Annotated in this window: 1 pseudogene; it reads left to right on the forward strand. The window is 74.2% G+C overall.

Features of this window, described 5'->3' with window-relative positions:
- Positions 1 to 337 precede the first annotated feature (337 nt).
- Positions 338 to 1,040: pseudogene (locus TN53_RS40850) on the forward strand (PD40 domain-containing protein); the annotation flags it as partial.

The raw sequence follows: 1,040 nt of genomic DNA on the forward strand, positions 1-1,040 counted from the left end.
GACCACGCCCCTGCGCGTGCTGTCCACCGCCGCTCACGAGCAACTGCCGTTGGACGATCTCGCGGTGGTGGTGCACCGACGGTGGCCATGGAGCGGCCAACCGCGTGCTGTCACCCGGCCCGTTCACTCCGGACGAGGGTCGGGCAGCGCGGCGTGGCCGGTGGGCCGGCGGGCCCCCGGGAGGGCAGGGGCCTGTGGCTCGGTCTCCGCACACCCACGCCTTCCGGCCACGGCGGCGATGATGTCGGACGCGTTCCGCGTCAACTTTGACCACGGGATCTTTGTGCCGGGCCGAACTCCTTGGCTGTCGCGTCACGCGGGGGCGACAATCGCCCGCATGACCGAGTCCTCCGGTGGCCCGTCCACCTTCCGTGACCTGTCCGCCTTCGTCGCCCGTCCCCGCGTCAACTCACTTGCCCTGTCAGGTGACGGCACTCGACTCGTGGCCGCCGTGCAGTCGCTGTCCGGCGACGGGACGCGGTTCGTGTCCGGTCTGTGGGAGATCGACCGGGCCGGGGAGCGCGACGCGCTGCGGCTGACCCGTTCCGACAAGGGCGAGTCGGGGCCGGTGTTCGGTCCGGACGGGACGCTGTACTTCCTGTCCGGCCGCGCCGCCACGGACGGTGACAGCGACGAGGACGAGGGTGCCGCGCTGTGGGCGCTGCCCCCGCGCGGCGAGGCCGCCGTTGTGGCCCGGCACCCGGGAGGGATCACCGCGTTCACCGTCGCCCGGGGCTCCGGCGCGCTCTGTCACACCGCAGGGCTGCTGCCGGGGGCCGCCGACGCCGAGGCACACGGCAAGCTGCGCACGGCGCGCAAGGACGCCAAGGTCACCGCGATCCTGTACGAGGCCGGGCCGACCCGCGCCTGGGACCACGACCTCGGTCCGGCGGAGCCACACACCTTCGTCCGTGCCGGTGCCGACGCGGAGCCGGTCGACGCCGGTGGCCAGGGGGTGGGCCTGGAGGATCCGGGGGACGCGGCGTTGTCGCCGGACGGCACACGGGTCGCGTACCGCCGGTTCGTGCCCGGGCGGGTCC

The organism is Streptomyces sp. WM6386 (assembly GCF_000972385.1).
Classification (GTDB): domain Bacteria; phylum Actinomycetota; class Actinomycetes; order Streptomycetales; family Streptomycetaceae; genus Streptomyces.